The organism is Pseudomonas sp. LPB4.O, from assembly GCF_038383825.1.
Taxonomy (GTDB): Bacteria; Pseudomonadota; Gammaproteobacteria; order Pseudomonadales; family Pseudomonadaceae; genus Aquipseudomonas; species Aquipseudomonas putida.
The window spans coordinates 2,508,358-2,532,970 of record NZ_CP151298.1 but is presented as its reverse complement, the minus strand read 5'-3'; the positions used below and the strand labels follow the sequence as shown (position 1 = coordinate 2,532,970).

22 protein-coding genes are annotated in these 24,613 nt (G+C 59.3%); 9 read left to right on the top strand and 13 right to left on the bottom strand.

Annotated features, from left to right (window positions below):
• Positions 1-17 precede the first annotated feature (17 nt).
• Together MRBLPB4O_RS11345 and MRBLPB4O_RS11340 are read right to left on the bottom strand one after the other, a co-directional pair.
• A complete protein-coding gene (locus tag MRBLPB4O_RS11345; protein ID WP_341798479.1) occupies positions 18-1,391 on the bottom strand; it encodes a DUF1329 domain-containing protein in 1,374 nt (457 codons plus the stop codon).
• Positions 1,392-1,420: 29 nt separating this feature from the next.
• On the bottom strand, positions 1,421-3,004 hold the full coding sequence (locus tag MRBLPB4O_RS11340; RefSeq protein ID WP_341798874.1) for a DUF1302 family protein: 1,584 nt from the start codon (positions 3,002-3,004) through the stop codon (positions 1,421-1,423).
• 319 nt (positions 3,005-3,323) lie between these two features.
• Here MRBLPB4O_RS11340 and MRBLPB4O_RS11335 point away from each other — a divergent pair, with 319 nt between their 5' ends.
• Genes MRBLPB4O_RS11335 through MRBLPB4O_RS11320 form a run of 4 tightly spaced genes read left to right on the top strand, consistent with a single transcriptional unit; the run spans position 3,324 to position 7,296 of the window.
• Complete coding sequence (locus tag MRBLPB4O_RS11335) at positions 3,324-3,809, top strand: PaaI family thioesterase (RefSeq protein WP_341798478.1); 486 nt, start codon at positions 3,324-3,326, stop codon at positions 3,807-3,809.
• A 5-nt stretch (positions 3,810-3,814) separates the two neighbouring features.
• Positions 3,815-4,831, top strand: a complete 1,017-nt coding sequence (locus MRBLPB4O_RS11330) for a nitronate monooxygenase (protein WP_341798477.1) — start codon at positions 3,815-3,817, stop codon at positions 4,829-4,831.
• Positions 4,824-6,080, top strand: coding sequence for an acetyl-CoA hydrolase/transferase C-terminal domain-containing protein (locus tag MRBLPB4O_RS11325; RefSeq protein ID WP_341798476.1), 1,257 nt, complete (start codon positions 4,824-4,826; stop codon positions 6,078-6,080). The genes MRBLPB4O_RS11330 and MRBLPB4O_RS11325 overlap by 8 nt, the downstream gene beginning before the upstream one ends.
• 19 nt (positions 6,081-6,099) lie before the next feature.
• Positions 6,100-7,296, top strand: coding sequence for an acetyl-CoA C-acetyltransferase (locus tag MRBLPB4O_RS11320; RefSeq protein ID WP_341798475.1), 1,197 nt, complete (start codon positions 6,100-6,102; stop codon positions 7,294-7,296).
• Positions 7,297-7,389: 93 nt separating this feature from the next.
• Here MRBLPB4O_RS11320 and MRBLPB4O_RS11315 read toward each other — a convergent pair whose 3' ends face one another.
• Positions 7,390-8,184, bottom strand: a complete 795-nt coding sequence (locus MRBLPB4O_RS11315; RefSeq protein WP_341798474.1) for an enoyl-CoA hydratase-related protein — start codon at positions 8,182-8,184, stop codon at positions 7,390-7,392.
• A gap of 81 nt (positions 8,185-8,265) precedes the next feature.
• A complete protein-coding gene (locus MRBLPB4O_RS11310) occupies positions 8,266-9,180 on the bottom strand; it encodes an SDR family oxidoreductase (RefSeq protein WP_341798473.1) in 915 nt (304 codons plus the stop codon).
• A 326-nt stretch (positions 9,181-9,506) separates the two neighbouring features.
• Here MRBLPB4O_RS11310 and MRBLPB4O_RS11305 point away from each other — a divergent pair, with 326 nt between their 5' ends.
• Positions 9,507-10,301: an IclR family transcriptional regulator gene (locus MRBLPB4O_RS11305; protein ID WP_341798472.1), complete on the top strand. Its 795-nt coding sequence runs from the start codon at positions 9,507-9,509 to the stop codon at positions 10,299-10,301.
• 60 nt (positions 10,302-10,361) lie between these two features.
• On the opposite strand, the gene MRBLPB4O_RS11300 is transcribed toward MRBLPB4O_RS11305, so the two are convergent.
• From MRBLPB4O_RS11300 to MRBLPB4O_RS11290, 3 genes are read right to left on the bottom strand one after another with little or no spacing between them, the layout of a single operon-like run.
• Positions 10,362-11,516, bottom strand: a complete 1,155-nt coding sequence (locus MRBLPB4O_RS11300) for an acyl-CoA dehydrogenase (protein ID WP_341798471.1) — start codon at positions 11,514-11,516, stop codon at positions 10,362-10,364.
• Between the two features lie 10 nt (positions 11,517-11,526).
• Entirely contained in the window at positions 11,527-12,738 is a 1,212-nt protein-coding gene (locus tag MRBLPB4O_RS11295) for an acyl-CoA dehydrogenase family protein (protein WP_341798470.1), read from the bottom strand.
• 12 nt (positions 12,739-12,750) lie between these two features.
• Positions 12,751-13,527: a glucose 1-dehydrogenase gene (locus MRBLPB4O_RS11290; protein WP_341798469.1), complete on the bottom strand. Its 777-nt coding sequence runs from the start codon at positions 13,525-13,527 to the stop codon at positions 12,751-12,753.
• A 48-nt stretch (positions 13,528-13,575) separates the two neighbouring features.
• On the opposite strand from MRBLPB4O_RS11290, the gene MRBLPB4O_RS11285 reads away from it, so the two are divergent.
• From MRBLPB4O_RS11285 to MRBLPB4O_RS11275, 3 genes are read left to right on the top strand one after another with little or no spacing between them, the layout of a single operon-like run.
• Entirely contained in the window at positions 13,576-14,412 is an 837-nt protein-coding gene (locus MRBLPB4O_RS11285; RefSeq protein ID WP_341798468.1) for an IclR family transcriptional regulator, read from the top strand.
• 34 nt (positions 14,413-14,446) lie between these two features.
• Entirely contained in the window at positions 14,447-15,379 is a 933-nt protein-coding gene (locus MRBLPB4O_RS11280) for an NmrA/HSCARG family protein (RefSeq protein WP_341798467.1), read from the top strand.
• A 40-nt stretch (positions 15,380-15,419) separates the two neighbouring features.
• Positions 15,420-16,214, top strand: a complete 795-nt coding sequence (locus MRBLPB4O_RS11275; RefSeq protein WP_341798466.1) for an enoyl-CoA hydratase/isomerase family protein — start codon at positions 15,420-15,422, stop codon at positions 16,212-16,214.
• Positions 16,215-16,287: 73 nt separating this feature from the next.
• On the opposite strand, the gene MRBLPB4O_RS11270 is transcribed toward MRBLPB4O_RS11275, so the two are convergent.
• The 6 genes from MRBLPB4O_RS11270 to MRBLPB4O_RS11245 all read right to left on the bottom strand — a co-directional run bounded on the left by MRBLPB4O_RS11270 (position 16,288) and on the right by MRBLPB4O_RS11245 (position 22,815).
• Complete coding sequence (locus tag MRBLPB4O_RS11270) at positions 16,288-17,379, bottom strand: nitronate monooxygenase (RefSeq protein WP_341798465.1); 1,092 nt, start codon at positions 17,377-17,379, stop codon at positions 16,288-16,290.
• 56 nt (positions 17,380-17,435) lie between these two features.
• Entirely contained in the window at positions 17,436-18,335 is a 900-nt protein-coding gene (locus MRBLPB4O_RS11265; RefSeq protein ID WP_341798464.1) for a crotonase/enoyl-CoA hydratase family protein, read from the bottom strand.
• A 77-nt stretch (positions 18,336-18,412) separates the two neighbouring features.
• Positions 18,413-19,222, bottom strand: coding sequence for an enoyl-CoA hydratase-related protein (locus MRBLPB4O_RS11260; protein WP_341798463.1), 810 nt, complete (start codon positions 19,220-19,222; stop codon positions 18,413-18,415).
• Positions 19,222-20,136, bottom strand: a complete 915-nt coding sequence (locus MRBLPB4O_RS11255) for a crotonase/enoyl-CoA hydratase family protein (RefSeq protein ID WP_341798462.1) — start codon at positions 20,134-20,136, stop codon at positions 19,222-19,224. Before MRBLPB4O_RS11255 ends, MRBLPB4O_RS11260 begins: the two co-directional genes overlap by 1 nt.
• A 164-nt stretch (positions 20,137-20,300) precedes the next feature.
• Positions 20,301-21,224, bottom strand: coding sequence for an SDR family NAD(P)-dependent oxidoreductase (locus tag MRBLPB4O_RS11250; RefSeq protein WP_341798461.1), 924 nt, complete (start codon positions 21,222-21,224; stop codon positions 20,301-20,303).
• A gap of 211 nt (positions 21,225-21,435) precedes the next feature.
• Positions 21,436-22,815 carry an NAD(P)/FAD-dependent oxidoreductase gene (locus MRBLPB4O_RS11245; protein ID WP_341798460.1) on the bottom strand — a complete coding sequence of 460 codons (1,380 nt, stop codon included), beginning with the start codon at positions 22,813-22,815 and terminating at the stop codon, positions 21,436-21,438.
• Between the two features lie 546 nt (positions 22,816-23,361).
• On the opposite strand from MRBLPB4O_RS11245, the gene MRBLPB4O_RS11240 reads away from it, so the two are divergent.
• Positions 23,362-24,561, top strand: a complete 1,200-nt coding sequence (locus MRBLPB4O_RS11240; RefSeq protein ID WP_341798459.1) for an NAD(P)/FAD-dependent oxidoreductase — start codon at positions 23,362-23,364, stop codon at positions 24,559-24,561.
• Positions 24,562-24,613 lie beyond the last annotated feature (52 nt).

Here is a 24,613-nt window from a genome sequence, read left to right as displayed (position 1 = left end):
GGGGCGATCGCCGATGATTAGCGGCCGCTGCGGGCCTGCAAGGCTTCTGGCGTGAAAGTCGAGCGCGGGTGGAGCTTATCCATCACCCGCCAGCCAAACTTCAGGTCGGCATAGTGCTGGGAAAAAGAGTAAGCCCCAGTGGCAAAGTCATACGCCCAATAGGTACGCGACATGGGCGCCTGCTTGTCATACAGCTGGCTCATCCCCTGCTGCATCGATTTGTAGAGCTTGCCCGACCCATCGTATTCGTCAGTTACTCCTGCGCCTGACCAGTCCTCGTCGAAGTAGTACACCCGCTTGCTGTACACATGCCGTACACCGGGTTTGAGGGTACCTTCCACCACCCACACCCGGTGCAGCTCCCAGCGCACATGGTCGGGGTTCACGTGCTTGGGCGTGAGTGACTTGTCAGAGCCGACATTGAAGCTGAGGTCATAGGTGTTGTAAGGGATGTACAGCTCACGCTTACCCACCAGCTTCCAGTCGAAACGGTCAAGACGCCCGGTGTACAGCTCGGCGTCGTCATAGGTGGTCACACCACCTTGTGACGCAATTGGCGTGTCGTAGGCGATGTCCGGGCTCAAGCGCACCCGGCGCGTGCTGGCCGAGTAGGTGTAGGCCCGCCGGGGCATGTCGACCATGTCTATCGTGTCGTAATACATGGTCGCATCACCGACGCTGCGGGCCGGCCCGGTAAAGTGGTAGGCGTTTTGAAAGATGAACGAATCGTTCTTCTTGACCGACTCAGCGGTTGCCTCCGGGTTATGAAACGCAAAGTTGCGCGATAGCTTGATTTCACCCGAATTGATCAATTTGCCGTTGCTGTCGACGTAGAAGTTGCGCATGTGATCTTCGACCGCGAGCCCGCTGTACCTGGCCATGTGGTTCCACATGACCTCCTGGCCGGTTTTGGGGATCGGGAAAGGAATGCCGCCAATGGCGCCTTCAAGGGCATCCCCGCCTTTGGTCAGAGTGGCCTGGGTCGCATTGTTGCGGGTCTTGTCGAGAATGAATTGTGGGTAACTGACGCTGCGGTGTGTGGGATAGACGTCCAGACGATAGCTGGGCTGACGCCGCAGCATTTCTTTGGTGCCTTCCGACAGTTTGTCCGCGTATTCGGCCATGTTTTTTGCCGTGATGACGTATATCGGCTTCTCTGCAGCGTACGGATTCACCCATTTGCCGCTGTCTTTTACAAAGCCTGGCGGATTGGTGGTGGTCGGCAGGCCGCCATCGTAGGCGGGTATTTTCCCGTCGGCACTGGCTTGGGCTTGAGATCCGAACAAGGTCAGGGTCTTGCCCAGTTGGGCCGCCTCATCAGCACTGACTGCTGCCAGGGCACTGCTGCTCAGGCCTGCCAGTGCGCAAGCTACAAACATTTTTCTAAACATGGATTTGCCTCGTGGTGAATATCGGCAGGTCAGAAGGTCGTCTGGTAGGTCAACGACACCCACGCCTTGTCCAGGTACGGCGCCCCAAGAATCAGGTTGTCCGAGTCACTTTTCTTCTGGTCGTAATAGGTAACGGCGAGGTCTACGAAATGGCGTGAATAGGCTTCTGCAGAAATACCCACCTTGGCGGTGGTGAACCCTTCGCTGCCACCGCCATTGGTAGGGGCGTTGCCACTGAGGTTTCTAGAAAGAAAAATCGGCAGCTTGAGATCGATGCTGGGGAACACCTGGACCCATGTCGGGGTAAAGGCCACCGCGACAGAGTAAAACTCATCATCGGAACAACCGAGCATCTTGGCGTTGCTGCCGCAGCCGGCGTTGTAACCCTTGGCGCGGTAGGCGCTGCGGTTGTCAGTGACCTTGTCCAGCTTGGCCCAGGCCAGTTCACCGGAAAGGCTGGCCGAATCGAAGAGCGCGCTATCACCATAGGTCTGCACGGCATTGACCAAGGCATGCCACGTAGAGCCGCGCGCGCCCTCCAGGCGATGAGCCTGGTCAGCAGCGGCACCACTGGAGTTGAGCGGCATGTTCTCGCGATAGGACAACTCAGCGCCGACCGACGTACCCCCGATGTTGCTGCTGACGCTCAGGCCATAGAGCTTGATATCCTTGGCGTAGACGGCGTGCACCAGACCAGTGGCGAAGTCACGCTGGGAGACCCACGCAGACTTTTCATCGAAACGGCGGTAGTACAGGCCCAGCGTGCCATCAAACCAGTCCGGTCGATAACGCACCGACAGGCCGTAGTCCCCCTTGTCGCCCTCGATAGCCTTGCCCCGGCCAACGTTGGGGCCTTCGAGTATCGCATCGCTCCCCGCAAAGTAAGTGCCGCCTTCCGGGATACGATTCGGGTCCCACTCGAACAGGTACTGGCCTGCCACGACAATCTGGTCGCTGGCCTGGGTCATGAACGATATCTGGTCTATCGGCAAGGCCGTTTCTTTGGCCGATGCACCTGGGTTGGCGGTCGCTTTGCGCTGGTCCGCCGGCGCTTGCGAGTACGAAACTGCGTTAGTGCTGCCGAATAACCCCTCGCCCCAGATTACCGCATGCTGGCCAAGGCGCAGGTCCGTCGGGAGCCCTGCGGGCTCAAAGCGGCCATAAACGTAGGCGTCAAGAAACTCGCCGGAAGGGCCTGCGTAATACCGCTTTACGATAGGGGTAAATCGATTGTCAACGTAGCTCGTGCCACCGGGGACTGTCGCTGGGTTCTTGCCGTCGTACGCCTCGTCGTACCAGGCCGCTGCACTCAGACGGGCACCGTAACGCCCCTGGTAGTTCAGGTCTATCTCACTGAGCAAGTCAAGACGGTTGCTGATGGTGTCGTATTTGTCGAACGCGGCGTTGCTCTGGTCGTAAGCGCCACCCCCTGCGCGGTCGATCAAATGGCTCTGGTCCTGCAAGCGCATGGCCCAGTTGTAACGCACCGTGTTATCCCAACGGAGACGGAAATCGGAATCACCCAAGTCAACTTCGAACGCCTGGGCCTGGCCTACCGTCATGCACGCGATCGCTACGCCCAGCAAATGGGGCTGCAAGCGCCCCGGTGACATCGCCTTCATCATCATTGATAACCCATTTTGGCTTTTTTATTGGAAGGGTACGGCAGTCGCAAATTCATATTTATGAATGGAGTTCCATAAATAGACCAGATAATTCCGGCACGCAAGGAGGCATGGGAAAATTTCAAAGCCGCGTGGCTTTAGCCTTTTCAGCGAGCAACCCGTTAGGAACCTACCTGGCGATCGTCCTTAAAATGCCCATCAAGCGAACAATCGTATTGATATGTGAACGGCGTTCAGTATAAATTCATCTGAATTCGTCACTGCATTACAAGCTTTTTCCGAAAGCGCGCCGAGGGCACAGCGGCACATGAACGCTATAGAGCACCCCCTGACATCTACGCAGCTGCAACGGGTCATCGACGCCAATGCATTCAGCTCCTGGTTGCAACTTCGTGTTCACCGGGTCAGCAAGAACGGTATCGAACTGCACCTGCCGAGCCGTCCAGAGATGCTTGGCACCGAGGCATTGCAGCGGGTGCACGGAGGCGTCATCTCCAGCCTCATCGATGTCGCTTGCGGATACGCGGCGATGTGCGTCAGTGGTCGCGGGGTCAGCACCGTCAGCCTGCAAACCGATTTTCATCGCGCAGGCACACCCGGTGCGCTGCGCGTCGAAGGTTGCGTGGTGCATCTGGGTGGGCGCCTGTGTACGGCGCATGCACGCGTGCTGGACAGCGCAGGCACGCTGTTGGCCAGCGGCCGCTGCACCCTCTACATGAGCCGTGAAGCACACCCAGCGCTTGCGCTCAATCCGCCCACGGCAGCCTCGCCGGACGCTTCATTTCAGAGGTAACAGCAATGCGAGAGTCATTGTTCACGACCCGCATCACAGAACTTCTCGGCATTCGTCACCCGATTCTGTGTGGCGGCCTGGGCCCGGCACTTGCAGACGCCGAGTATGTAGCTGCGGTGGTCAACGCGGGCGGCATGGGGTTTCTGGTCGCGGCCGGCTTCCCTGACCCAGCGGTGTTTCGCGATCAATTGCTACGCTGTCGGCAGCTCACAGGCGGCCAAGGTTTTGGCGTCAACTTGTATATCTCTCGCCAGGCTGGCGGAGCCCAACGCCTTGAGCGGCAGATACAGGTGCTTATCGAAGAAGGCGTGAAGTGCGTGGAAACCGCTGGCGCCAGCCCCGAAGCAGTGCTACCGGCACTGCGCGACGCGGGCATCAAGGTGCTGCACAAAGTACCCGCCGTACGTTACGCGCGCAGTGCCGCACGGCTAGGCGTTGATGCGGTCATCGTGGTTGGTAACGACTGCGGCGGTCACCCCGGCATTCATGGCATCAGCAGCATGGTCCAGGCTGCACAGGCCACGGCTGAACTCAGCGTACCGATCGTGATTGCCGGGGGCATAGGCACTGGCCGCCAGCTGGCGGCCACCCTGGCCATGGGTGCCGACGCCATCCTCATGGGTTCTCGCATGCTGGTGGCCAAGGAACTGGCAATCCATGAAGCCTATAAAGCCCAGGTGGTAGGCGGCGACGGCACCGAGAGCATCGTGGTCAAGACCGGCCTGCGGGACCATCACCGGGTGCTCCTCAACGAAAGCGCCAAGGCCGTTGCCGCGCTCGATGCCACTGGGGCCAGCGACTTCGAGCAGTACCGGCCGCACGTGGTTGGCGCCCTTGCAACCGAGGCCTATAGAAGCGGCGACAGCCGCCTGGGCATGCTCGACTACGGCCCTGCTGTGGTATTCGCCGACGCCATCAAGCCTGTTGAGGCCATCTTTGACGACATCATCGATGATGCGCGCCATGCCATGACGCGTCTCGGCCAACTGACCCGCCCCCACAAGACAAATGACCATGACTGAATTGCTGACTTGCGAACACTCACCCGACCTCAGCGGCCTTGTGAAGCGCGGAGATACCGTGATGTGGGGGCAGGCCAATGCCGAGCCCCTGGCGTTGACCCGCGCATTGATGCAACAGCGTCAGCGTATCGGCAATTTTCGCGTTTTCCTCGGGATAACCGACAGCGACACCTGTCGCCCCGAGCATGCCGACTGCATTGAGTTCCTCTCCTATTGCGGCAGCGGCGAGAACAGGGCGCTGGCCAAGGCAGGCGCCCTTCAGATTCTGCCAAGCCACTATTCCGAGTTTCCCAACCTGATCCGCCAAGGCCTTTTGCAGGTGGATGTGCTGATGCTGCAACTGGCTCCCGCGGACGCATTGGGGCGGTACAGCCTTGGGCTTGCCCACGAATACCTTCTACCTGCCTTGGAGAAGGCCAGGCTGGTCATTGCGGAAGTGAATCAGGCATGCCCCTGGACGTATGGCGAGCGCTACCTGCACGCCAACGAACTTGACCTGATCGTGCACACCAACCGTCCTCCACTGCAAAGCCGAGCCATAGCGCCCGGCCCGGTAGAGCGCGACATCGCCCAGCGCGTTGCCGAGCGCATCCAGCACGGCTCCACCCTCCAACTGGGTATTGGTGCAATGCCGGAAGCCGTACTTCAGGCCCTGCACGGTCATCACGAGCTAGGCGTGCATTCGGGAACTATCGGCGATGGCGTAGCCGAGCTCATGCAACGCGGCGTGATTACCAATTCCCGTAAGCGCCTGGACAAAGGGGTCACGGTGGCTGGCGTACTGATGGGCAGTGAGGCGTTGCACCGCTTTGCTCATGGCAACCCGTCCATCCGCATGCGCTCTACCGCCTATACCCATTGCGCGCAAACCCTCGCGGCTCAACATCAACTGGTGGCCATCAACTCGGCAATCGAGGTTGACCTGACCGGGCAAATCAACGCTGAAAGCGTGGGTGACAACTACATTGGCGCGCTCGGTGGCGCTGTCGACTTCCTGCGCGGGGCACGACAGTCCCGCGGCGGCCTGCCAGTCATTGCCCTACCCTCCACTGCCGGAGCGCGCAGCCGTATCGTTTCCCGGCTCAGTGGCCCAGTCAGCACCCCCCGCAGCGACGCCGGGTTGATCGTTACCGAGTACGGCGTTGCCGACCTGCGCGGCTTGAGCCTCAGCCAGCGTGCCCGCTGCATGATTGAAATTGCCCACCCCGATTATCGCGAACAACTGAAACGAGACGCCGCCAGCCTTTAGCTGGCAACAGGAGCCCACCATGAGACGTGCAGCAATTGTCGCCCCCTTGCGAACCCCCGTCGGTACTTTCGGGGGTAGCCTGCGGCCACTTGCCGTAGAGGTACTTGGCGCCCATGTAGTGAACGCAGTTTTGAACAAAAGCGGCCTGGACCCCGCGCGTATCGACGATATCGTCTTCGCCCAGTCCTACGCCAACAGCGAAACCCCTTGCGTGGGCCGCTGGATCGGCCTGCAGGCTGGCCTGCCGGTGGAAGTGCCGGGCATGCAGTTGGACCGGCGCTGCGGTGGCGGCCTGCAGGCGGTCTTGAGTGCCGCCATGATGGTACAAACCGGCGCCGCTGATGTAGTGGTCGCGGGTGGCGTCGAGAGCATGAGCAATATCGAGTACTACAGCACCGATATGCGCTGGGGCTCACGGGCTGGCACGGTAAAATTGCACGACCGCCTCGAGCGGGGACGTGAACGCTCACAACCGGAAGAACGCTTCGGCTTCATCTCCGGGATGATCGAAACGGCAGAAAATCTTGCCCGCAGCTATGGCATCAGCCGTGAGGCAAGCGATGCTTACGCGATCGAAAGCCACCGTCGCGCAGCACAAGCCTGGGCCGAAGGCCGGTTCGAAGCCGAAGTCGTCCCGGTCAGTGTGCCGCAACGCAAGGGCGAACCCCTTCTATTCAGTCGCGATGAAGGTATCCGTGCCGATGCCAACCTGGAAAGCCTGGGCAAATTGCGCACACTGGTGCGTGACGGCACCGTGACTGCAGGCAACTCCAGTCAGCAAAACGACGCGGCAGCGGCCTGCTTGGTGGTCGCCGAGGACAAGCTCGCCGAATTGGGGCTGGAACCCATGGGCTTTCTGGTTGGCTGGGCAGCTGCGGGTTGCGAGCCCTCGCAAATGGGCATAGGCCCGGTGCCCGCCGTGCACAAGCTGCTGGCAAGGACTGGCCTGAGCCTGGAGCAGATGGACCTGGTGGAGTTGAATGAGGCGTTCGCCTGCCAGGTGCTGGCGGTTCTGAAGGGGTGGCAATGGCATGACACCGAACGGCTGAACGTGAATGGCTCGGGCATCTCACTGGGCCACCCCATTGGTGCTACGGGCGTGCGCATGTTGACCACATTGCTGCATGAGCTGCAGCGACGCCAAGGACGCTACGGTCTGGAAACCATGTGCATCGGCGGCGGCCAAGGGTTGGCTGCAATCTTCGAACGCTACTAGCTGTAACGTGGGAACAGGAAATTACACTGTTCCCACACTGAGCAAAGGGCCGCATGCGGCCCGTTGTCTTGAAACCCATTCGCCTGACAGCGCTCACCGCCCTTTGAAGACTGGCTTGCGCTTTTCACGGAATGCGTTCACCGCTTCCTGGTGATCTTCAGTCAAATTCGACAATGCCTCATAGGCCAGCGACGCGTCGATGACGGATGTCACCGCTTGCTTGAGCACAATGTTCATGGACGCCTTGGTCCACTGGATGGCGTAAGCTGCGCCGTTGGCAAGCCGCGTAGCCATTTCCTGAACCCGATCATCCAGCGCCTCGGGGGCGACTGCGTAATTGATCAGGCCGATTTTTTCGGCAAGCTCGGCGGTTAACGCATCACCGGTGAGCAAGTACTCTTTTGCTTTGGCAAACCCGACCAATTGAGGCCAGATCGCTGCCCCACCGTCGCCCGCAACGAAGCCAACAGCGACATGTGGGTCACCAATCTTGGCCGGCAACGCCGCGTAGCTGATATCGCAGTACAACGCCAGGGTCGCGCCCAGGCCAATGGCATGGCCATTGATCTTGGCGATGATGGGCTTCTGGCAATCGAGCATTGAAAAAACGATCTGCTTGCCCCGGCGCATACTATCGAAAAAGCGCTGAGGCTCGTCGATGACCTTCTGCATTTCTTCGATATCACCGCCGGCACTGAACGCACGCCCGGCGCCCGTCAGAACGATTACCCGGGTATCGGCATCATGACCCGCCTCGATAAACACCCTCGACAGCTCTTTATCCATATCATCATCAATGGCATTGAGCGTATCCGGCCGATTCAGGGTGATCGTCAGGATGCCGTTATTGCGCTCTAGCTTGAGCGCCTCGTAGCTTGAAAGATTCATTGGTGTCCTCATCTTGCTGCCCCTATCCGGGCGCATCATCAATATAGGCGAAGCGACCTTGCCAGTGTCATGACGCTGGGCTCAAACAGGGTCCCAGGAGAACACATCACCCGAGCGCTCGACCGGTACGAACGAGCCCTTGAGGGCGGGCATGCCGTGCTCGGCCAAGGATTCAGGCGTCCAGCCCTCGGACCGCTGGACCGAGCGGATCGGCCGAGGCTGACTCATCAGGAAGATTTCATTGTTGCGCACGGCAAACACCTGCGCATTGACAGCCTGGGCTTGATCGCTGGCCAGGTAGACGCAGATAGGGGCGATCTTGGCGGGTGTCATCTGCTTGATTTTCTCGACCCGCGCCTGCTGCTCTGGGGTGTCGGTGGGGATGGCACCAATCATGCGACTGAAGGCAAAGGGCGCGACACAGTTCGAACGCACATTGAAACGCTCCATGTCCAGCGCAATGGATTTGGACAAGGCCATGATGCCCAGCTTGGCAGCATTGTAATTGGCCTGGCCAAGGTTGCCGATGAGCCCTGAGGTAGAGGTCATGTGAAGGAAGCAGCCCGCCTCCTGCTCCTTGAAATAGTTAGCCGCAGCGCGGCTGACGTAGAATGACCCGTACAAATGAACCTTGAGCACCGCATCGAACTCTTCAGCACTCATTTTGTGGAAGAACCGGTCACGTAGAATGCCCGCATTATTGACCACGCAATCGATCCTGCCGAATCGTTGCACCGTCTGCTCAACCATGCGCGCAGCGCCCGCCTGGTCCGAGACACTGTCCGTATTGGCCATGGCCTCGCCACCGGCAGCAATGATCTCGTCCACCACCCGCTGTGCCGGGCCCACATCTGCGCCCTCGCCCGACACAGAAGCGCCGACATCATTGACCACGACCTTGGCCCCATGCTGCGCCATCAGCAGGGCAATATCACGCCCGATACCACCGCCGGCGCCAGTCACCAGAACGACCTTACCTTCGACCATTACCGCCATATGATTTGCTCCATAACGTTGTACGCGCGCTGCAAAAGCGCACAGGGCCATGCATTGCTGATAGCTCGCAACAGCTCAGCTGCAAATCATAATAATGAACGTTGTTCGCATACGCAAACATTAGGTAGGTTACTAAGTACCTTTGAGTTATGGCTTGCCGCTCACACGGTATGCTGAAAGCGAGACAAATAGCGGTGCGCAGGGCGAAATCGGCACTAATCTAAATGGAGGGTCACAACTGAACGGTATTTGATATACTGCACGTGACTTGCAAGGCGCCGCTGAGTGCCCGCTGCATCAACAATTTCACCCACAAGGGTCAATTCATGAAAAAAAGGGAAGATGAAGTGGACGCCACTGAAACGCCAGCTTCGCTGGGCCCTCGATCGGTCACTCGGATTCTTGGTCTTTTTGAGGTCCTCGCTAAATCCCCGGACGGGATGTCCCTGGCAGAGCTCAGCAGCACCCTGGAATCTCCCAAGAGCAGCTTGCTGACGTTGCTGCGGCCGCTGGTCGCCGAGGGTTACCTTAACCACACAACCAGCCGCTATCACCTTGGGCCGTTCATCTATCGGCTGGCCGGCAATATCTTGGCCACTCGGAATTTCTCCAAGATGATGCGTCCGTACCTGCACGACCTCGCAAGTAAGACTGGCGAAAGCATCTACCTGTCGGTCATTGACATGGAGACCCAGATGGTCACCCATATCGATGGCATCGATTCGCAGAACCCTGTGCGTTACGTATCGCCATTGGGCGCACCTCGGCCATTGCATTGCACGGCACCTGGCCGATTGCTCCTGGCTTACCAAGACGAAAAAACGCAAGAGCGTTACCTGCGCACTGCCAAGCTCAAGGCGATGACCTGGAGAACCGTCACGGATCGCAGCACACTCAAGAAACAGCTCAAGGAAATCCGCGAGAGCGGCATCTCCATCAGTATCAGTGAGCTCAGCGAGGGCGCAGCCGGTATTGCCGCCCCCGTCTTTGACACGGATGGCACCGTCGCCGCAGCGTTGGTGATCGCAGCGCCTGCTGAACGGATGCAGCATAAGCTCAATGATTTGCGGCCATTGCTACTGGAAACCGCCGCTGAGGCATCGGGCCAGCTGAAGCACTGATTCGCTCGTGCACTTGCCAAGGGGCCGCCGGCATACCGGCAGGCCCCGATTGCGCCCTTACTATGCAGCAGCACCCATACCCTGCATTGAGCGCGCGTAGCGCGCCAGGTGATACTCCAACCCGCCCCACCACGCATTGCTCAGCACAAGGCGGCGGTAGTGATGACCAACCCTGAACTCCTCCGTCAATCCGTAGCCGCCATGCAGCTGTATACCCTGCGCGGTGACGAATTTTGCGCTGCGCATGACCTGTGCCTTGCAACCCGAGATCTGGGCGCTGCGCTCGTGCACTGGGGCATCGCCAGCCAATATAGCCAGGCCCCGATGCAGGCTAGCGCGCGCCTGCATGGTTTCGATAGCCATGTCAGCCATACGGTGCTGAAGCGCCTGGAAGCTGCCAATCGGCACCCCAAACTGCTTTCGGGTCTTGAGGTAGTCGGCGCATAGCGCAAGCACATCCTCCATCCCACCTACGATTTCTGCACACTGGTGCACGATCAGCTCATCAATAGCCCGTTGCAATCCGACATAAGCGTGGCCTTCCCTACCCAGCAGGGCATCAGCAGGGACTACTGCATTGTCGAGGATCAAATCCGCAGCCGGTGTGCCGTCAAGAAGGCGTACCGTTTCCACTGACATGCCAGGCGTATCTCGGTCCAGGAGAAAAAGTGACAGGCCATCAAGGCTCGCAGGCTCCCCGGCAGTACGAGCGACCACGATCAACCGATCGCTTTGCGCGGCACAAACCACCGCACTCTTGTGGCCATTCAGGTCGTAGCCGTCACCCCGTCGCTGCGCTGTCGTTGTTACCCACGCCACGTCCCCTCGGGATTCAGGTTCGCTGCAAGCCACTGCCATCAGCGCTTCGCCCGACCCGATCACGGGCAGTAGTTCGGCTTGCTGCGCCTCATCAGCGCAATGCTGCAGCACCGCTGCGGGCAGAAGGCACCCGTGCAAGTACGGTTCGAGCAGCAAACCCCGCCCCATCTCTTCCGCAAGGATTGCCGTTTCCACGGGGCCGAAGCCTATACCGCCAAACGCTTCGGGGATGCCTGCGGCCAACCAGCCCATTTCGGCAAACTCCCGCCAGACCTGCGGTTCGAAACCGCCGCTGGTGGCAATGGCCTTGCGCCTGCTGAAAGCGTAATCCTTCTCCATGAAGCGCCTGGCGTTTTCCTGGAGCATGCGCTGCTCATCGCTCAGATTGAAATCCATGCCACTCCCCTCAAAGATTGAACATTGCCTTGGCGATGATGTTGCGCTGTATTTCGGCAGCCCCACCATAGATGGAACAAGCCCGGCGATAGAACAGTTCAGCCGCCATGCCCGGCGCGAACGCTGGGCCCGTGAATCGCTGATCGCGCAGCGCGCGGTCCTCATTCGGATCTGGGTAGTAGACAGCCCCATAGTCACCCAGCACTTCTACCAGCATCTCGGTCAGTTTCTGGTGCAGCTCGGACCCGCGTACCTTCAGCATCGAGCCGATCGCCATGCCTCCGGTCTGCTCACTAACCCCCAGGTGCAACACCCGTTTGACAGCCATATCAATCGCCATTACTTCCAGCTCGTATTCGGCCAAGCGGTTGGCGAACGTGGGGTCCTGAATCAGCGGCAGCGTACGGGCTCGCTCTTGCGAGGCATAGCGGCGAATCTTGGCCAGGTATCGCTTGAGCGCCGGCGCTTCGGCACCGAGAAACGCGCGCTCGTTGAACAGCAGGAATTTGGTGTAGCCCCACCCTTTGTTTTCCTCGCCCACCAGATTCTCTACAGGCACCCGAACGTTGTCGTAGAACACCTCGGCCAAGTGGTTGCAGCCGTCCAGGCTGGTGATCGGCCGCACCGTCACCCCTGGCGTGGCAAGGTCTACGAGCAAAAAGGAGATGCCTTTTTGCGGCTTGGCTTCAGTGTCGGTGCGCACGAGCAGGAAACACCACTGCCCCCAAATTGCGTTACTGGTCCAGATCTTCTGACCATTGACGATGTAATGGTCGCCGTCGCGAACTGCAGTGGTGCGCAACGAAGCAAGGTCCGACCCCGCCTCAGGCTCTGAAAACCCTTGCACCCAATACACTTCACCTTTTTGTATTGCCGGCAGGAACCGGCGCTTCTGCTCGTCACTGCCAAACTCGCAGATCACCGGGCCAACCAGTGTCACGCCTTGTTGGTTGGGCGATGGCGCACCGGCCAGGTAGCATTCCTCTTCAAAGATGTACCGCTGTTCTGCAGTCCAGTCGGTGCCGCCGTGCTCCTTCGGCCAGAAAGGCACCGACCAACCGCGGGCCTCATGCAGGATTCTTGTCCACTTCAGCGAGTCATCATCGCCCGGCAAGTAGCCTTGCTGGCCACGCCACGCCATGTCGGCAGGCAGGTACTCACGCAAGAAGGTGCGGACCTCCTCTCGGAAAGCTTCGCTGCTTGCGTTGGGTTTAAAATTCATGGGTAGCCTCGCTCAGCGGAAGGAAATCGTATGGCCGCCGTCGACCGCAATCGTCTGGCCATTGATGTAGCCACCCGAGGGGGATGCCAGCAATACGGCCAGGCCCGCCAGTTCTTCTACCTCGCCAAAGCGCTGGGACGGATTGCGCCCGCGGTACCATTGCACCATCGCATCGTCTTCCCACTGCGACCGCGCCATCTCTGTCTTGAAGGTACCTGGGGCAATGCAGTTGGCAGTGACGCCTTTGCTGGCGAACTCATTGGCCATGTTGCGCACCAGCTGCATATCCGCTGCCTTGGTCAAGCCATAAGTGCCGGTCACCGGGTCGCCTAAAAGGCCGACAACGGAGGCCACCACGATGAAACGCCCGTAGCCGCGCTCCAGCATGCCTGGCATGGTCATTTGCGCCAGCCAGATACTGCTCTGCACGTTTACTTGCATGAATTTGTTGAAGGTTGCCTCCGGCAAGTCCAGCACCGAGCCAATCCAAGGGTGGATCGCGGCATTGGCCATGACAATATCCACGCGCCCCCACTGGGCCATGGCAGTGTCGACCAAATGCTGTAACTCTTCCTTGCTGCCGATGTTACAAGGCACCGCGATCGCTTCACCGCCCGCCGCCCGAATCTCGGCCGCAGCTGTTTCACAGGCTTCGGCTTTGCGGCCGGAGATCACTACCCGGGCGCCATGCTCTGCCATACCTTTGGCACTGGCCAGCCCCAAGCCGCGGCTGGAACCGGTGATGATTGCCACTTTGCCGCGCAGGTCAAACAAGGAAGATACGGTCATTGTGTTCCCTTCTATTTTTATTCGCTGTGCAAATTCTGTATCCACTTAGTGAATTTTGACTATACTCCGATCATCTCAGTCGAGCGCAAGTTAATGAGTTCAGAAACTTCGAAAAACCCAGCACCCGAGGGCGAGAAAGATCGCCAATACGTCACCGCCTTGGCCCGCGGGCTTCAGATATTGCGATGCTTCAGCCATGAAAAGCCCGAGCTGACACCCCAGGAAATCGTGCGCATGACTGGCCTCCCGCAGCCTACGATTTGGCGGCTCTGCCATACCCTCAGCAAAGAGGGCTTCATCGTTTGCGCAGGCGAAAACAACCGCATGGCGCTCGGTTTGCCTGCGCTGGCTTTGGGCTATGCAGCCCTAGTGCGGCAGTCGCTGCCGAAAATTGCCCTGCCGCATATGCAGGCGCTCACCGACAGCCTGCGTGTGGGTATGTCGCTGGCCGTTCGCGACGGCCTGTCGATGCTGTACATACAGCGCACACATGGTGACTTCGTGTACATGAACGACCCCGTGGGCGCCCGGCGCCCTTTCGCCACCGCGCCGACCGGCTGGGCTTGCTTCGCCGCTTACGACACGAATGAGCGCAACGAAGTCCTTGAGGCCCTTGAGCATCATGACCCTAATGCAATGCCCAGCGTGCGCGCCCTGCTCGACCAGGCGTGTACGCAGTATGCGCAGCATGGGTTCATCACCAGCATTGGCGTGATCCACGAGCACCTCAATGCGGTGGCAGTACCCATCCGCTCATTGCGCAGTGGCACTGTCTACGCGCTTTCCGCATCGGGCCTTGCTGCAGAGTGGCCAGAAGAAAGACTCATGGCCGAGGGCCGTCAGCTGGTCGAGTTGGCCAGACAACTTGCAGTCGCGGCCGACTGAAGCAGCCTTTTGTTCATCACCTAAGGAGTTATCAATGTCAGCGATCAAACCCCTGATCCTCGTTACCGGGGCCACAGGTGCACAAGGCGGCGCCACTGCCCGAGCGCTGCTCGCAGAGCATTTTCGCGTGCGCTTTCTGACGCGCAATCCTGACTCGCCAGCGGCTGTAGCCCTGGTCGCCGCTGGCGCTGAAGCCGTGGCGGGTGACATGGAGGATGCAGCCTCGTTAGCGAGCGCCGTCGCAGGTGCATCGGGCGTATTTTCGGTCCAGATACCCGATGCTGCCGGAACAGATGCAGAGCGCCGTCATGGATTTGCATTGATTGAAGCTGCCAAAGCCGCTGGAGTGACCCATTTCGTTCACACTTCGGTCTGCGAAGCGGGCAAGCACACCGCATTTCCACGCTGGGGCAATGATTACTGGTGGCAAAAGTACTGGACCGACAAATGGGACGTAGAAGAGGCCGTACGCAGCGCCGGCTTCAACCATTGGACGGTATTGAAGCCAGCTTTCATGATGGACAACTTCGCTCAGCCCAAAGCCCGCTACATGTTCCCGCACTTACAGCAAGGTCAGATCATCACGGCCCTGGGCCCCGCGACACGTATGCAGCTTGTCGCAGCTGACGACGTCGGCAGGCTTGCTCACGCCGCCTTCAAGGATCCGCAGCATTTTTCGGGTAAAAACATCGACCTGGCGGTTGAAGCACTCACCATGGAAGAGGTGGCAGACGCACTGTCACAGGCGCTGGGCAAACCTGTGTCAGCCCAGTCCGTGAGCCCTGGGCAGGCGGTCGAGGCCGGGTTGTTCGCCGGGTGGGTGCGTTCCCAGGAGTGGACGAACGAAGTGGGCTATCGCGCAGATATCCCGGCGCTCACTCAAGCACTGGGCGATCGCGGCATCGTGCTGACGCCCTTCGCCACCTGGATTGAGCGCCACGCTGCAGAGATCCAGATCGACGCATGACCGACATCGCTCGTGGTTCACCAACAATAAGAGTACAACCATGACCAATCTCTACGACCTTCCCGAAGACATCCAGGTCACCGCCGAGGGCGGCCTACGCATCATTACGCTTAACCGGCCAGACCACCTGAACGCGTCTACTACCGAGATGCTGTTCTCTTACCCCAAGCTTTTTCGTGCCCTGGCCGAGGACCCTGAGGCCAGGGTCGCCATTCTGACTGGCGCAGGGCGTGCGTTCAGCGCAGGCGGCGACATGAATCACTTCGTCAAGACGCTGGACGACACCGACTTCGCCCGCAGTGTGCAGGAGAACGCACGCCGTACCATCCACAGCTTCATCGACCTGCCGATACCGATCATCGCCGCCGTCAATGGGCCGGCCGTTGGCTGGGGGGCGACGATGGCCACCTTGTGCGACATTGTGCTGATATCTGAAACAGCATTTGTGGCCGAGCCCCACATCAATATCGGGCTGGTGGTGGGTGACGGTATCTCAGTATCGTGGCCGCTTTACACCAGCCTGCTACGCGCCAAGGAGCTGATTTTCACGGGTGACCGGATCACTCCACAGCAGGCGGTGGAATTCGGCCTGGCCAATCGCGTGGTAGCGCCTGACAAATTGCTTGAGGAGGCACGGGCATTGGCCGCAAAGCTGCTCAAGCAACCGACCCAAGCGCTGCGCGAGACCAAAAAGCTGATGAACCTGCACCTGCATAACAGCGCAGCACAAGTGCTCGACGCCACACTTGGCCGCCAGTTGGCCGCCACCGTCAGCCCTGAACACCACGCAATCGCTACCCAGTTCATCGAGCAACAAAAACTCAAGCAGAGTTAAAGCCAATAACCTGCACTGCAAATAAAACGCCCCCGGAGACAAGCTCCAGGGGCGTTTTCGTAACCCGTAGAACCTATGTCCGCGGGGTAACCAAGCGTATTTCGGATTGCGGGGCTACCCCATCGACGGGGATCTGGAGCGCAAGCCGACGCTGAACCGCTTCGGCTTCGGCGATAATGGTCTTGATCAATTCGGCGATGGTGGGCAAGTCGTGAACCAAGCCAACCGACTGGCCCGAAGCGGTCATGCCTTTATCCAGGTCGCCGGTAGACATGGTCAAGCCATGCATCTGCAGCATCTTGGACATGCGCATCATTGACTCGATCTGGCGCGGGCCCAGCGACAGTGTGTGCTTGACGAGCTTTAGCCAAGGCGTGTTGAGCTCTTTGGCGATGGTGAATGAGTTGAGGAAGATCTCCCAGATATTCAACATCTTCGCATTGACCATACGCTCGGCAGCTGCCGTTTTCATCTGGCGGCAGGGGATGCCATCGAATCGGTCCGAGAAGATGGTGTCCTGCACATCCAGCTCCAAGGCTTTGTTCTTGAAGTTGGCATGCATTGGGCCTTCCTGGGTAACCCAGAACCGGGTACCCATTGATACCCCCGAGGCGCCGAGCGCCAGGGCCCCCACCAAACCGGCACCGTTGGCTACGCCACCTGCGGCAATGATGGGAATGCTTAGAAGTTCAGCCAAGCGAGGGATCAGCACGAAGCTGCCGATTTCCCCCGCATGCCCGGCGGCCTCATAGCCTGCTGCAATCACCGCATCGCAACCGTGCGCTTCTGCCCGCTGCGCCAGTCTGACATCACTGACCGATGCCATGACCTTACCACCGTAGGCATGCGCGGCCTTGACGATCCAGTCGCCCTTGCCCATCGAGTAATTGATGACGGGCACACCTTCCTCGAGCATCACCTTCGCGTTAGCCATACCGTTAGGCAGCGCAAGTGGCGCGTTGGCGCCAAAGGGTTTATCAGTCAAGGTGCGAATTTCCCGAATGGCGGCGCGCGTCACTTCGGGGGGATTGGAGCCCGCACCGTACACCCCAAGGCCGCCAGCATTCGAGACAGCCGCAACCATATTCGGAAACGCGACCCTGCCCATCCCCGCGTTAAGTAACGGGTATTGGATGCCGAACAGTTCGGTAATCGCAGTTTTCATTATCTGAGTCCTTGGACGCTGGCCTGGACCAAGCGTTATTGTTGGGTTTTCAAGGATTACGAGTAAGCGGGCTCGTCCCACCAAGGGAAGTAGTCCGGCATGTCTTCAGACACCGTGCAGGCGAACTCCGGCAGGCGTTTCTCCATAAACGACTGCACACCTTCCTTGGCATCCGGGCTGCGGCCTCGGGTGCAGATGCCCCGGCTTTCAATACGGTGGGCTTCCATGGGGTGAGACATGCCGAGGCTGCGCCAGGCCATCTGCCGCATCAGTGCGATTGAGACCGGGGCGGTGTTATCGGCAATCTCCCGGGCGATTTCGTAGGCCCGCGGCAGTAGCTGTTCATGCGCTACAACTTCACTCACCAGGCCACCCGCCTTGAGTTCATTGGCCGGCATGACACGCCCGCTGTAACTCCACTCAAGCGCCTTGGTAATGCCTACGATACGCGGCAGGAACCAGGACGAGCAGCATTCGAACACGATACCTCGACGGGCATAGACGAAGCCCAGTCTCGCCTTCTCGCTTGCAATGCGGATGTCCATTGGCAGCAGCATGGATGCCCCAATGCCCACGCCAGCACCGTTGATGGCGCCGATCACCGGTTTGAGGCTGTCAAAGATGCGCAGCGCAAGCCTGCCGCCGCCATCTCGCGCCGACTCTTTGCTGTAGTCGAACGAGCCGTCGGGGCGAATCGGCGTATCTTTGTCAGCGCTGCCATTCTTGTCCTTGTCAAAGATGTCAGCGCCTTTGGAAAGATCGGCGCCACCGCAAAAACCTTTGCCCTCCCCCGTCACCACGACGACGCGTACCGCGTCATCCCGGTCAGTCTCATCAAATAGCGCAATGAGCTCGTTCATCATCAGCGAGTTCATTGCGTTAAACACCTCAGGACGGTTAAGCGTCACCGTGGCGATACCGTTTTCGACCTGGTAGCGGATAGTTTCGTAAGTCACAGTTCCATCTCCTCATTGACGGCGTATCACCGCCGCCAGCTTGCAGTACCCAGGGAAACCGCAGCCTCAGGGCGCGGTTACTTGTAAGAGAAATTTGGCGCGCGCTTCTCGAAGAACGCCTTTTGCTTCTCTACTTTGTCTTCGGTGGACTGTGCTACGTAAACCCCTCGACCCTCGAACTCGATGGCCTGCTCCAGGCTGCCCGCATTCATGTTGTGCCATAGCGATTGCTTGGTCACCCAAATGCCCATCGGCACGTTGACCACGATATTCTTGGCAATTTCCAGGCAGGCATCCTGAAGTTCTTCATCGGGTACTGCCCTGAGCACCATGCCAATACGTTCGGCTTCTTCGGCCAGTACTGGCCGCGCGGTCAACAGAATCTCCGCTGCACGCTGTGCGCCAACCGCACGGGGCAGCAGGTAGCTGATACCCAGCTCGGCACCCGACCCGGCGTTGTGAATGGCATTGACAAACTTGGCAGATCTAGCCGCCAGAGTGATGTCGGCCGCCAGTGGGAATGCCAGTGCCATGCCTGCCACGGTGCCGTTGACGCCACAGATGATCGGTTGCGGCAAGTTGCGCATCAACACGGGCAGCGAAGCGATCACATCGATCGTATAGCGTGAATAGAACGGCTTACCCACGCCCTCCGGTACCCAGTCAGCCTTACCTGGGTTTTTCAGATCATGGCCAGTACAGAAATGGCGGTTACCCGCTGCGGTCAGGATCACGACCCGGACTGTAGGGTCGTATTTGATCTGCTTGAAAAGGTCCGCAAGCTCGGTATACATCTCGAACTGGAAGGCATTGGTAGCATCAGGTCGGTTGATGGTGATGCGTTTGACGCCTTCGATCGGCTCGTCAATCAGGAAGTTGTCACTCATCATTCTGCTCCTTTCTCACCATTCAACCAGTGTGCTTTGACCATGCCATCGCCGTAAGGCTCGTCGCGCTTTTTCAGGGCGTCTTTCAGGCCCAGGTCTGCCATGTCCGCCTTGAATTGTGTGCGGCGTGGACCTTGGGTCAGGTGGGCTCGGGCATCCATCTCCGCCGCGAAACGTTGCAAGGTTCTAGCACCCTGCAGTTCAAGTGCAGTGTTGACGATACGCTTGTGCGCCGATAGCAGTTCGGCGTCGACGAAACTGATACGCCGCGCCAGCTCATCGACGGCGCTGTCCAGTTGCTCTACCGGTACGGCATCGAGCACCAGACCAATGCGAGCAGCTTCACGCCCCCACAGGTTGTCGCCGGTCATCAACATACGCTTCGCCCACTGCGGACCTACGTGGTACACCCACATTTGCACAGGCGGCGTGCCATTGGCACGGGCTGCCGGGAAGCCGATCTTGGCGTTTTCCGCACAAATCACGAAGTCGCACATGAGTGCCAAATCGGTACCACCTGCCAAGCAGTTACCTTGCACCTTCGCGATGACCGGCTTGTGCATGTCGAACAGCACCATGTTCAGCTTCTGTGTCTGCTCAAGGTTCCAGCAATCGTCATCGATGGTCTTGTTCGTGGTGCGGTAACGCGTTTGATCCCACGGCGGCGTACCGCCTTCGAAACCCGCATAGGCACCTGCCAGGTCATAGCCAGCGCAGAAGTCTTTACCCGCGCCTTCAAGAATGACCACGGTGACATCATTACGGTCATCGGCCTCGAGCAAGGCATCGCGCAGCTCAGTGAGCATCGCGGGATGCAAAGCGTTGCGTTTTTCGGGACGATTCAGGGTGATGCGGGCAATTCGGTTCTCAACGCTGAACAGTAGGTATTCAGTGCTACGGAGGTGCTTATTCATATTATCTCCATGCGTCTTTGTGAACGATGGTCGATAATATAAACGATAGAACGTGATGGTCAAGCTGATCTAAGACCGGGCTGGGGCCCAGTGCGGACCACAGCCGGAACCTATTCCTCGCCGCCCCCGCAGCCTGCTCAGCGGCGCCTTCTCATGCTGGGTGGTTATCGACAACCAGCGGCGCGCTCAAACAGCCGAGCAGCTATCACTGCCCCGGCTTCGTTGGATTCTCGAGGCAGGTCCATATCCGTCACATTCATTACGTCATCAAAACCGTCGAGCAGCGCTTCGGCGGAGTCGAACGCCCTGCCCCGAGTCTGACCTACGACCACCCTGGAAAGATGCTGACCCACGCTGTGGAAAAGCTCTCCATTGACTGGGCATGACCGGTGGGCGAAAAGCGCAACGGATTCGGCAACGTAGTCAACCGCCATCATTTCAGCCAGGCCCTCAGGCACGTTTTGCCCTTCCCAAGCGCGCGTTGCCGCTACTGGGGCAACACAGTTGACGCGAATATCATATTCTTCACCCTCACTGGCCAGGTATTTGGCGAACCCGGACATTGATGACTTGGCCAGCGAGTAAGCGGGCATGCCCTTTCTTCCCCACAACCCTGCAGCGGAGTTGATCAGCACGACTCGCGCGTGGCCCTGTTCACGAAAAACAGGCCAGCACTGACGCGCAAGTTCCCAGCTGCCGACGGCATTCACGCGCAGGCTCGTGCTGAAGCCCTCCTCGGTTGCTTGTTCAAGGGAAGTCATGGGCATGACAGGACTTGCGTTGTGCACCACTATATGGACCCCGCCGAGTTGCACCGCGGCTTTGACCACTTCTGCTACGCCCTGGGCACTGCCGATGTCGGCAACCACGGGCACTGCAACACCACCCGCCGCCCGAATTTCCTCAACTACAGCCTCGGCGGGCCCTCGGTCACCGCCTTGATCGCCCGTCAAAGCGCAACCGAGGTCATTGACGACTACCGCGGCCCCCCGAGCAGCGAGGTTCAACGCGATAGCTCGCCCCAACCCACGACCAGCCCCTGAAACTATTGCTACCTCACCGTCAAACCGAAGATTCGTGCTGCTCATTGTTGTTGTTCTCCGACCGTTGAATACGAGCATTTTTCACATGAACAAGCGGAAGCTATTCGCATAGCAAATTATAATTTTGCATAGTGGATAACAACCACAATAGATCGTGTGCTGCTTGCAATCAATGACGATTGTGTTCTGCCTCACGCGCAATAAAGTCAGGGGTGATCCAATGGGACGGTGTTTTCAGAAGCTTCAAAGCACGCAGCTACCCGCGCAGCACCTTCACCTCGCCTTGCTTGCCATTCGTTTCGCGCAGGTACTCCTGCAGCGAGTCGTCCATCGCCTGCATCCAGCGGGTATGGTGTGGTACCGCTTGGGTGCCGGTGATCACCGAGCGGTACGATTTGTCGCGGTAGCCCATGATGTCGTGCTTCTTGTCGGTCTTCCATTGCAGGAAGATGCGGTTGACCGCATCGATGTCGAAGCGCGGGTAATCCGTCTGCTCGATCAGGTGCTTGATGTATCGGCCCTGGAATTCATACATCGAAGCAGTGGTTGCCAGCTGCTCCTCATCCTCGCGCCAGCGCGCGCTGTCGGCCTGCATGCACGCCTTGGTCGGCAGCTTGATGCGCCCCAGCATGTAGTCGCGAGCAAACCAGGCTTGCGCATCGAACAGGTTGAAGCTGTACCAGAGGTCCTGCATGCCCAGGTAGAGCAACTGCGGGTTCTGCTCCCACACCACGCCTTGGTACAGCCCGGCAGGCCACAGGCGGTTGTTGGTCTTGAGGGTGAGTTCATCGGGCAGGAACGGGAAGTGATGCTGGTAGCCCGTGCACAGGATGATCGCATCTACGCGCTTGTTCGAGCCATCGGCGAAAAACGCCAGGTCGTTTTCGACGCGCATCAGTTGCGGGCGCTCTTCCCAGCCCTTGGGCCATTTGTAGCCCATCGGTTGGGTACGGTAAGCCGTGGTGATCGAGCGCGCGCCGTACTTGTAGCACTGCGAGCCGATGTCTTCGGCCGAGTAGCTGCTGCCGACAATGAGCAGGTCCTGGCCGTTGAATTCCATCGCTTCGCGGAAGTCGTGGGCGTGCAGGATACGGCCGGTGAAACGCTCGAACCCTTCAAACTCCGGCACGTGCGGGGTAGAGAAGTGCCCGCTGGCCACCACCACGTAATCGAACACCTGCTCGATGCCAAGCCCCGCGCTGTAGTCGTGGGCGCTGACGGTGAACTCGCGGGTGTTTTCATCAAAGCTGACGTTCTTGACCGCAGTATTGAAGCGAATGTAGTCACGCACCCCGGCCTTCTTCACGCGGCCTTGGATGTAGTCCCACAGCACCTCGCGCGGCGGGTACGAGGAAATCGGCCTGCCAAAGTGCTCATCGAAGCTGTAGTCGGCGAACTCCAGGCATTCCTTGGGGCCGTTGGACCACAGGTAGCGGTACATGCTGCCGTGCACCGGCTCGCCATGCTGGTCGAGGCCGGTGCGCCAGGTGTAGTTCCACATACCGCCCCAGTCGGCCTGCTTTTCGAAGCATACGATTTCGGGCATGGGTGCGCCTTGGGCATGGGCGGATTGGAAGGCACGCAGTTGCGCAAGGCCGGACGGGCCGGCACCGATGATAGCGACACGAAGAGTCATAGTGATTCCTGAACAGTTGAACGCTGAAAAAATGCAAAGGCTCCCCAACCCCAAACGGCAAAAGACCGGGGGTGATAGAGAATTCAGGCGCTACGGTGCAGGTGGAGGGACGGGGCGTTTGCGCATCTGGGTCAGCAGGAGCTTGACCGGAGGGATCGACAACACGTGGTACAGGCTCGAAAGCGGAGAGAGGGTCATGGGGGCTGGCCCGTATCCATCTGCGCTGGACGCGAAATGGGGGCCTGAGGGGGAGAAGATACGTGTGATCTCGTGCATGGGGGCTGAAATGGCCTCTTTTCTTTATGGTTTCTTTTTTATCTATAACGGATGGGGGTGGGGATAGCAAGGTTTGCGGCCTTGGCCGCAGCAGACACGGCAGCACGAAATACGGCCTTTCCTGACCCCCCTCCGGTGCTCGCCTCATCGCAATGACGAAAAAAAACTTGCAGAGACAAACTACGACAAATAGAGTCGTAGTTATTCGAGGCACACCAATCGTGTGGTCGAAGCCACCTTTTCATCCCCCGACCTTTGCGGAGCACCTGCATGAAATCCAACATCCTGATCATCGGTGCCGGCTTTGCCGGTGTGTGGAGCGCCCTGAGCGCCGCCCGGCTACTCGACCAGGCCCAGCGCGACGACCTGAGCATCAGCGTGCTAGCGCCGCAAGCGGAACTGCACATTCGCCCGCGCTTCTACGAGGCCAACGCACACACGTTGAAGGCCCCCGTAGGTGAGCTGTTCAATGCGGTGGGCGTGCACTTCATCACCGGTAACGCCGAAGCCATCGATGCCGGTGCGCGCACCGTGAGCTACATCGACAGCCAAGGCCAGCGCCAGCAGATCAGCTACGATCGCCTCATCCTCGCCGCTGGCAGTCAGGTCGCACGCCCGGCAGTCCCGGGCCTGGCCGAGCACACCTTCGACGTCGACAAGATGGCGTCGGCCGTACGCCTCGAGCAGCATCTGACAAGCCTGGCCGCCCTGCCCGCTTCACCTGCCCGCAATACCGTGGTGGTCTGCGGCGGTGGTTTCACCGGCATCGAAACGGCCACCGAAATGCCCGCCCGGCTGCGCGCCATCCTCGCAGACGCCGATGTGCGGGTGCTGCTGGTAGACCGTGGCGCCAGCATCGGCGCGGCATTGGGGGCAGGCATCAAGCCGTCGATTGTGGCCGCCTCGCGGGTTGCCGGCGTCCAATGGCTGACCGGCACCTCGGTGGTGGCTGTCGATGCCGGTGGCGTAACCCTGGACAACGGCGAATACATCGCCAGCAACACCGTGATCTGGACCGTCGGCGTCAAGGCCAGCCCGTTGACCGCGCAGGTTGCCGGCGAGCGGGACAACTTCGGCCGGCTCAAGGTCGACGGGCACCTCAAGGTCATTGGCCAGGACCACATCTATGCGACCGGCGATACCGCCTGGGCTGCTGTCGACGACATTGGCAACCACGCCCTGATGACCTGCCAGCACGCCATCCCGATGGGTCGCCACAGTGGCAACAACGCCATGGCCGACCTGCTTGGGGTGGCACCAGTGGTGTACCGCCAACCCAAGTACGTCACCTGCCTCGACCTGGGTGAGTGGGGGGCGGCGTACAGCGAAGGTTGGGAGCGAGCATTGAAACTGCAAGGCCAGGAGGGCAAGGAACTGAAGCGTCAGATCAACTCGGTGTGGATCTACCCGCCGGCAGCCGACCGCGCCTTGGCCCTGGCTGCTGCCGACCCGATGATTGCAATCGCTTGATGTGAAGAACCTGACAAAACCGTCAAAAAATGACGGTTTTGTCAATTATCCC

What these genes read in the sequence shown, in the direction of transcription:
- MRBLPB4O_RS11345 (WP_341798479.1), bottom strand. Translation starts at nt 1,391, where the DNA reads ATGTTTAGAAAAATGTTTGTAGCTTGCGCACTGGCAGGCCTGAGCAGC.
- MRBLPB4O_RS11340 (WP_341798874.1), bottom strand. Translation starts at nt 3,004, where the DNA reads ATGTCACCGGGGCGCTTGCAGCCCCATTTGCTGGGCGTAGCGATCGCG.
- MRBLPB4O_RS11335 (WP_341798478.1), top strand. Translation starts at nt 3,324, where the DNA reads ATGAACGCTATAGAGCACCCCCTGACATCTACGCAGCTGCAACGGGTC.
- MRBLPB4O_RS11330 (WP_341798477.1), top strand. Translation starts at nt 3,815, where the DNA reads ATGCGAGAGTCATTGTTCACGACCCGCATCACAGAACTTCTCGGCATT.
- MRBLPB4O_RS11325 (WP_341798476.1), top strand. Translation starts at nt 4,824, where the DNA reads ATGACTGAATTGCTGACTTGCGAACACTCACCCGACCTCAGCGGCCTT.
- MRBLPB4O_RS11320 (WP_341798475.1), top strand. Translation starts at nt 6,100, where the DNA reads ATGAGACGTGCAGCAATTGTCGCCCCCTTGCGAACCCCCGTCGGTACT.
- MRBLPB4O_RS11315 (WP_341798474.1), bottom strand. Translation starts at nt 8,184, where the DNA reads ATGAATCTTTCAAGCTACGAGGCGCTCAAGCTAGAGCGCAATAACGGC.
- MRBLPB4O_RS11310 (WP_341798473.1), bottom strand. Translation starts at nt 9,180, where the DNA reads ATGGCGGTAATGGTCGAAGGTAAGGTCGTTCTGGTGACTGGCGCCGGC.
- MRBLPB4O_RS11305 (WP_341798472.1), top strand. Translation starts at nt 9,507, where the DNA reads ATGAAAAAAAGGGAAGATGAAGTGGACGCCACTGAAACGCCAGCTTCG.
- MRBLPB4O_RS11300 (WP_341798471.1), bottom strand. Translation starts at nt 11,516, where the DNA reads ATGGATTTCAATCTGAGCGATGAGCAGCGCATGCTCCAGGAAAACGCC.
- MRBLPB4O_RS11295 (WP_341798470.1), bottom strand. Translation starts at nt 12,738, where the DNA reads ATGAATTTTAAACCCAACGCAAGCAGCGAAGCTTTCCGAGAGGAGGTC.
- MRBLPB4O_RS11290 (WP_341798469.1), bottom strand. Translation starts at nt 13,527, where the DNA reads ATGACCGTATCTTCCTTGTTTGACCTGCGCGGCAAAGTGGCAATCATC.
- MRBLPB4O_RS11280 (WP_341798467.1), top strand. Translation starts at nt 14,447, where the DNA reads ATGTCAGCGATCAAACCCCTGATCCTCGTTACCGGGGCCACAGGTGCA.
- MRBLPB4O_RS11275 (WP_341798466.1), top strand. Translation starts at nt 15,420, where the DNA reads ATGACCAATCTCTACGACCTTCCCGAAGACATCCAGGTCACCGCCGAG.
- MRBLPB4O_RS11270 (WP_341798465.1), bottom strand. Translation starts at nt 17,379, where the DNA reads ATGAAAACTGCGATTACCGAACTGTTCGGCATCCAATACCCGTTACTT.
- MRBLPB4O_RS11260 (WP_341798463.1), bottom strand. Translation starts at nt 19,222, where the DNA reads ATGAGTGACAACTTCCTGATTGACGAGCCGATCGAAGGCGTCAAACGC.
- MRBLPB4O_RS11255 (WP_341798462.1), bottom strand. Translation starts at nt 20,136, where the DNA reads ATGAATAAGCACCTCCGTAGCACTGAATACCTACTGTTCAGCGTTGAG.
- MRBLPB4O_RS11250 (WP_341798461.1), bottom strand. Translation starts at nt 21,224, where the DNA reads ATGAGCAGCACGAATCTTCGGTTTGACGGTGAGGTAGCAATAGTTTCA.
- MRBLPB4O_RS11245 (WP_341798460.1), bottom strand. Translation starts at nt 22,815, where the DNA reads ATGACTCTTCGTGTCGCTATCATCGGTGCCGGCCCGTCCGGCCTTGCG.
- MRBLPB4O_RS11240 (WP_341798459.1), top strand. Translation starts at nt 23,362, where the DNA reads ATGAAATCCAACATCCTGATCATCGGTGCCGGCTTTGCCGGTGTGTGG.